The following is a 6,139-nucleotide window of genomic DNA, read 5'->3' on the forward strand; positions in this document are numbered from 1 at the left end:
GAGATACTCGGCGATGAGGCGCCGCATTGCGGCATCATCGTCAATGACAAGAACATGTTTCAACGGCACACCTCGTTTTGGGGGTTGGGCCCCAATCAGGGTTGCATTACCTGAATCTGCAATCAAAAGGCATGTATTAGTGATGACATTACTTGAAATTGAACAACTGGTTCTCAAAACCCTCAACGCTCTAGTTGCCGAAAAAGTAGAGGTCTCGATGACAACCAGAATGCGGGATCTCGGCCTCGACAGCCTCGACTATAACGAGCTTGCTACGGCGATCGAGAGCCGACTTGGCTGGTTTGTCGACGATTACAAGCTCTGGCAATACGAGTCCGTAAGGCATGTCGCCGACGCCGTCGCCAGTCAGGAGTTGCGCACCGCGGAACCACCAGCAGTGCGGCAAGTGCTGGAGTAGTGCTGTAGGCACAGGTTACGGTGAGGGCAGCTTGGGCGGCGGTAGCTATGGCCATTGCTCCGCTGTGGTTTGTATCCGTGACTGGTGTGTTTGAGAACTGTTGGGTCAGCCCGGTCCATGTCGCAGTGCCGATGCCCCCTTGGTGGCGTTGCCCGCAATTGCGATCGCTGCGCCCAGGGCACCAATGCTGACGGTCGTTGTCAGGCCACCCGTTGAATTGTTGTCAGAGGCAACAGTGCCCACCACACCATCCCAATTGGTGGTCGTATCGACCGACATGTAGTCACGGAACACGCTCTCACTATACGTGGTCACGATCGTTGCCGTCGTACCGGTTGGCACGAGGGCTGACCACACTGACAGATAGACCACACCAGAATTGAAGATGCTTTCCACCTGAGCGAGAAGGGTGGCAGCCACACCCCCAATCGTCATACTGTTGACGGTCACTGCACTTTCGGTGTCAGTGGTCTCAGTTGTCACGATGACACGACGATTAGCGTGTGGCGCGACAAGAAGCGGAATGCTGGTGTGGGTGTAAACGGTCGTGGCAGTCGAGTCTTCGTGAGTGCCATTGAAGACCAGATCTATCGGGAACATTTTCTCCCAGACGCCCGAGCTGCGCACATAGACCTGTCGAGCCTTGGTCCAGAGGCTTGAGATTTTCACCCAGACGGCGCTGGCCGCCCCCCAGACCCCGGAGGCTTTGACGTAAAGGGCCATTACGGCTGCACCCAGAAATCACCGTCCACGCCGCCAGAAGGGGCAGCGGCCGAGATCGTGACGCTGCGATTTGCCATCGTGCCGACGCCGAGAAGCGCCTTGGTCTGGGCAATGGACTGCGGTCGACGATAATTGTCCCCGGTGCCGTCACTCGACACGCGACCGACGAAGCTCGTCACAGCGTCGGCACCTGTGGCGTAGGTCGAGCGGTACAAACGCGTCGTGATATCACCAGCGCCATCGCGCTGAGGCGATGAACATGTATGGCGAGAGCAGAACGTTTGGGGCGGGGCGGGACGAAGAGGTTGCGGAGGGCTGACAAGGTCGAGACGAAGCGTTGCAGGCCTCTCGGCGATCGGACCCCTGCATCATCCGCTCCCGTTTTCGCGGCGGCACATGGGAATTCTCCGCTCCGTTGTTCAACCCCTTGTGCGACCGGTGCTTGACGTCCGGCATCACCTGTCGCTTTGCCGCTCCATACGAGCGCAGCTAGTCGGTGATCATGCGCTTCGGCGCGAGCCCCTGCTTCTTCAACAGCCGCGTCAGCAAGCGCTTGGCGGCCTTGGTGTTGCGGCGGTTTTGCACGATTTCGTCCAGCACATATCCATCCTGGTCGACGGTGCGCCACAACCAAAGCTTTTTGCCGGGCGATGGTGACGACCACTTCGTTCAGGTACCAGACGTCATTCCGGCACGGCGGCTTGCGGCGCAAGCAGCGAGCGCAGTCCAGCCCGAACTTGATGCCCCACCGGCGACTTGTCTCATACGAAACCACGATGCCGCGTTCCAGCAGCATTTCCTCAACCAGGCGCAGGCTCAGCGGAAACCGGAAATAAAGCCAGACCGCGTGGGCGATAATAGGCGGCGGAAATCGGGGGGCGTGTAGCTGACGGCGGGCGTATTCATGCCCCCCGGCGTCCATGTCGCAAATCTTGACGATTGCTTTGTGTGTCAAGCCCGCCGCAGGTCTCAACGCGTTCAATGCAGACATTGTGAAAATCGCCCTATTCCGCCTTTTTTTACCGCCCCTTAAGTCCCCCGCTCGCATGCTTGTCGATGCCATTGAACTCATAGCCATCGGCCAAGGATTTTGGAAAATATGTTTCCGCTCGCAGCAGAAAACGTGAGAGTCGCTGTAGGCCTAACGTTAAGGGGAGAGAGCGGTTTGATTGGACGAAATGGGTACCGGAGTACCGAGTCATGAAGCCACGAGGTAATCTGGTCCGACTGAAGCAATTTCAGGTGAATGAGAAGCGGCGACAGTTGCACCAGCTAGACATCATGATTGCCGATTTCGAACGCATGGCGCGAGAACTGGACTTCCAGTTAAACGCCGAGGAAACGAAGGCCGGCATCTCCGATGTCAATCATTTCGCTTATCCGACGTTCGCCAAGGCCGCTCGCCTACGTCGTGACAACGTCAAGAATTCGCAATCGGACCTTCTGCGGCAGAGAACCGCAGCCGAGCCATGCCTCGCCGAGGCTGAAGCAGAGCTCTCCAAGGCGCAAATGCTAGAATCGCGCAGCGGCAGAGGCCACGACCTCGAACCCGGCAACCGAAGCGCCATGATCGGCTGAGCCGGATGGCTTCAGCGCGCCTCATTCGCGACACCCGACTGGCCGTTGGCGCGCGAGAGGCGTGCGGGCACTGTAAAGATATCAGCGTATTGATGCAGCGATAGCTGGTCGGGACGGCTGTCATGCTGCGGCGACATACGCGATTTTGTTCCAGATTTGCATGGCGGCGTTACGCAGGTATTGGGGGAAAGTGGAACTGGTTGGCACTCGGATCATCGGTGGAAACGAACCGCTGCCGGCGGATCGGCGCCTGGCGGCAACGCCTGGCGCTTTCGGCGGCGGCGGTAACGGCAAAGCAGGCTGGCCGGTCGAGGATGAAGCGGCACCTGCGCGATGCCGTTCTGCTCACGGCCGGGAGACGGGGTCGGCCCCGCCGGCCGGATGCTGCTCGCTTGGCGCGGCATCGTAAAGACAACCGACAGCTTATGAAGATGTGCGTACATTGGGCCATGTCAGAAGTTGCTCGTGATCCGCTCTATGGTCGCCACCGCTTTCCCGCCGAGATCATTGCGCACGCGGTATGGCTCTACTTTCGCTTTCCGCTCAGCCTGCGCATGGTTGAGGACATGCTGGCGGCCCGCGGCATCATCGTCACGCATCAGACCGTTCGAAGCTGCGCGGAGAAATTCGGACGGCATTCCGCCCAGGAGATCAATATCAGCCGGCTGCCTGGGCGACAAATGGCATCTCGACGAATGTGTCGTGGCTATCAGTGGCAAGAAGCAGTGGCTCTGGCGTGCCGTCGATCAGGACGGCTTCGTCCTCGAAGTGCTGGTACAAAGCCGCCGAAATGCCAAGGCGGCAAAGCGTCTGATGCGCAAGTTGCTGAAAGCTCAAGGGCGGACACCACGGATCATGATCACCGACAAGCTCCGATCCTATGATGCCGCCATGCGCGACCTCATGCCCGGCGTCGAACACCGGTCGCACACAGGCCTGAAAATCGAGCGGAAAATTCGCACCAGCCGACCCGACGACGCGAAAGGATCATGAAACGCTTCAAGTCGGCACGCCAGCTTCAGCGGTTCGTTTCCATCCATGATCCGATTGCCGACCTGCTCACTTTCCCTGCAATGCGCTGTCATCGGCTCAACATCGAGACCTGCGTAACGCCCCATGCAAATCTGGAACAAAATCGCGTGTGTCGCCACAGCGTGACAGCCGTCCCGGCCAGCTATCGCTGCATCAAGCCGCTGAAACTTACAGTGCCGGGCGCGCTGCTACCTGAATTTCCTTACCGCTCAATCAATGTGACAGCACCGATTCTTCTCAACCGCGGCATGCCCTAAATCGTCACTTGCGTTCCGATCTCGACGACGCGTCCGGTCGGGATCTGGAAGTACTCCGTCGCGTCGGCCGCCGTACGCGCCAGGCCGATGAACAACCGGTCCTGCCACACCGGCATGCCGGAATTGGGCGAGGCCTTGAGCGAACGCCGTGACAGGAAGAACGAGGTCGTCATGATGTCGAACTTCCAGCCTTGCTTGCGGCAGATCGCCAGCGCGCGCGGGATGTTCGGCTGCTCCATGTAGCCGAAGGTCAGCGTCACCCGCATGAACAGCTCGTTGACCGTCTCCATCTTGACCCGGTCGCTGTCGGGCACCACCGGTTGCGGCGCGGTCACCACCGAAAGGATGACGTTCTGCTCGTGCAGCACCTTGTAGTGCTTCAGGCTGTGCATCAGCGCGGTTGGCGCGCTGAGTGGATCGCTCGTCAGGAACACCGCGGTGCCGGACACCAGCTGCGGCTTTTTCTTCAGGAGATTGCCGGCGAGGAAATCGAGCGGGATTTCGTTGCGGCGGGTCTTGTCGAACAGATAGCGGCTGCCGCGCACCCAGGTCCACATAGCCAGCACAATGGTGAAGGCCACCGCCAGCGAAGCCCAGCCACCCTCGAACACTTTGACGATGTTGGAGGCAAAAAAGCCGACATCGATGAAGCCGAACAGCGCCGTCATGGCGACCGCCACCCACAGCCGCCATTTCCAGATCCGGGTCATGACGACGAACAGCAGCACCGTCGTCACCAGCATGTTGCCGGTCACCGAGATGCCATAGGCGGAGGCGAGCTTGCTCGATTCGCCGAAACCGACGACCAGCAGCATCACCGCCAGCGCCAGCAACAGAGTGACGCGCGGCATGTAGATCTGGCCCGACTGCTTCTCCGAGGTGTGCAGGATTTCCAGGCGCGGCAGCATATTGAGCTGCACCGCCTGCCGGGTCAGCGAGAAGGCGCCGGAGATGACCGCCTGGCTGGCGATGACAGTCGCGGCCGTCGCCAGCACGACCATCGGGATCAGCGTCCAGCCTTCGTTCATCTCGAAGAATGGATGGCCGACGACGCCATTCTTGGCCAGCACGAAGGCGCCTTGCCCGGCATAATTGAGCAGCAGGCAGGGAAACACGATCGCCAGCCAGGCCAGCACGATCGGCTTGCGGCCGAAATGGCCGAGATCGGCATAGAGTGCTTCGGCGCCGGTGACGGCGAGGAAGATGGCGCCGATGGTCACGAAAGCGACGTCGGGCGAATTGATCAGGAAGGCGACGATGTAGTGCGGGCTCACCGCCCACAGGATTTCCGGATCGGCGATGATGTGGTTGAGCCCGGAAAGGCCAATTGCCAGGAACCACACCGCCGTCACCGGGCCGAACACCAATCCTACCCCGCCCGTGCCGAAGCGCTGCACCGCAAACACCATGGTAAGAATGACCAGTGTCAGCGGCACGACATAGGGCTGGAAGGTCGGCGTGACGACATTCATGCCCTCAACCGCCGACAGCACCGATATCGCCGGTGTGATGACGGCATCACCGAAGAAAAGCGATGCCCCGACGATGCCGATGCCGAGCATCAGCGCCGAGCGCTTGGGGAAACTGCCGCGCGCCAGCGCCATCAGCGACAGCACGCCGCCCTCGCCTCGGTTGTCGGCTCTGAGCACAAACATGATGTATTTGATGGTGACGATAATCGTCAACGACCAGATGATCAGCGACAGCACGCCCAGAATATCGCCGCGCTCGGCGATTTCGCCGCCGGAGGACGCAACAAGCGCTTCCCGGAAGGCGTAGATCGGGCTGGTGCCGATGTCGCCATAGACCACGCCGAGCGCGCCCAGCATCAGAACTTTGGTGCTGTGCTGTTCGATTTCGGGATGGCTCGATTGTTCGACGGGTTCTGCCTCAATACCAGCATTGGTAAGGGCCATGGACGACACTCCGATAAGCGCGCGGTGCTCTACGCTTGCTGCGATGCAATATCAAGTGCCGTGACGGTAGGGCTACCATGTTCCCAGCGCAGGGCTTGCCCCGCAATGACCGGTGCGTGGCGTCAAAGGCTGCCGGAACCTAGATCGCCACCTGCGTGCCGATCTCGACCACACGTCCGGTCGGGATCTGGAAATACTCCGTCGCATCGGCCGCC

Annotated in this window: 5 protein-coding genes and 2 pseudogenes; 3 read left to right on the forward strand and 4 right to left on the reverse strand. The window is 60.0% G+C overall.

Translation table 11 applies throughout. The annotated features are described in order from the left end of the window. Positions 1 to 142: 142 nt before the first annotated feature. Positions 143 to 418 (forward strand): acyl carrier protein, encoded by a 276-nt coding sequence (locus tag X750_RS1000000166640; RefSeq protein WP_023679571.1) that lies wholly within the window; start codon positions 143 to 145, stop codon positions 416 to 418. A 105-nt stretch (positions 419 to 523) separates the two neighbouring features. Here X750_RS1000000166640 and X750_RS134415 read toward each other — a convergent pair whose 3' ends face one another. From X750_RS134415 to X750_RS01000000163560, 3 genes and pseudogenes are all read right to left on the reverse strand, one after another. Further along, positions 524 to 1,141 carry a hypothetical protein gene (locus X750_RS134415; protein WP_023749049.1) on the reverse strand — a complete coding sequence of 206 codons (618 nt, stop codon included), beginning with the start codon at positions 1,139 to 1,141 and terminating at the stop codon, positions 524 to 526. Beyond that, positions 1,141 to 1,320 carry a hypothetical protein gene (locus tag X750_RS134410; protein WP_031194388.1) on the reverse strand — a complete coding sequence of 60 codons (180 nt, stop codon included), beginning with the start codon at positions 1,318 to 1,320 and terminating at the stop codon, positions 1,141 to 1,143. The genes X750_RS134415 and X750_RS134410 overlap by 1 nt, the downstream gene beginning before the upstream one ends. Then, positions 1,317 to 2,012, reverse strand: a pseudogene (locus X750_RS01000000163560) (IS6 family transposase); the annotation flags it as partial. The pseudogene X750_RS01000000163560 and the gene X750_RS134410, both read right to left, overlap by 4 nt. A 329-nt stretch (positions 2,013 to 2,341) precedes the next feature. Between X750_RS01000000163560 and X750_RS134400 the strand changes: the two are divergent. Both X750_RS134400 and X750_RS01000000163565 read left to right on the forward strand, forming a co-directional pair. After that, complete coding sequence (locus X750_RS134400) at positions 2,342 to 2,719, forward strand: hypothetical protein (protein ID WP_023679574.1); 378 nt, start codon at positions 2,342 to 2,344, stop codon at positions 2,717 to 2,719. Between the two features lie 449 nt (positions 2,720 to 3,168). After that, positions 3,169 to 3,947: pseudogene (locus X750_RS01000000163565) on the forward strand (IS6 family transposase). A 57-nt stretch (positions 3,948 to 4,004) separates the two neighbouring features. On the opposite strand, the gene X750_RS134395 reads toward X750_RS01000000163565, so the two are convergent. Continuing rightward, the gene (locus X750_RS134395) at positions 4,005 to 5,924 is read right to left on the reverse strand and encodes a potassium transporter Kup (protein WP_023749054.1); all 1,920 of its coding nucleotides are present in this window, start codon (positions 5,922 to 5,924) and stop codon (positions 4,005 to 4,007) included. Between the last annotated feature and the right edge of the window lie 215 nt (positions 5,925 to 6,139).

Source organism: Mesorhizobium sp. LNJC391B00, assembly GCF_000502535.1.
In the GTDB taxonomy this organism is placed as follows: domain Bacteria; phylum Pseudomonadota; class Alphaproteobacteria; order Rhizobiales; family Rhizobiaceae; genus Mesorhizobium.

Coding starts and splice junctions, on each gene's coding strand:
- X750_RS134395 (WP_023749054.1), bottom strand. CDS start 5,924: ATGGCCCTTACCAATGCTGGTATTGAGGCAGAACCCGTCGAACAATCG.
- X750_RS134415 (WP_023749049.1), bottom strand. CDS start 1,141: ATGGCCCTTTACGTCAAAGCCTCCGGGGTCTGGGGGGCGGCCAGCGCC.
- X750_RS134400 (WP_023679574.1), top strand. CDS start 2,342: ATGAAGCCACGAGGTAATCTGGTCCGACTGAAGCAATTTCAGGTGAAT.
- X750_RS1000000166640 (WP_023679571.1), top strand. CDS start 143: ATGACATTACTTGAAATTGAACAACTGGTTCTCAAAACCCTCAACGCT.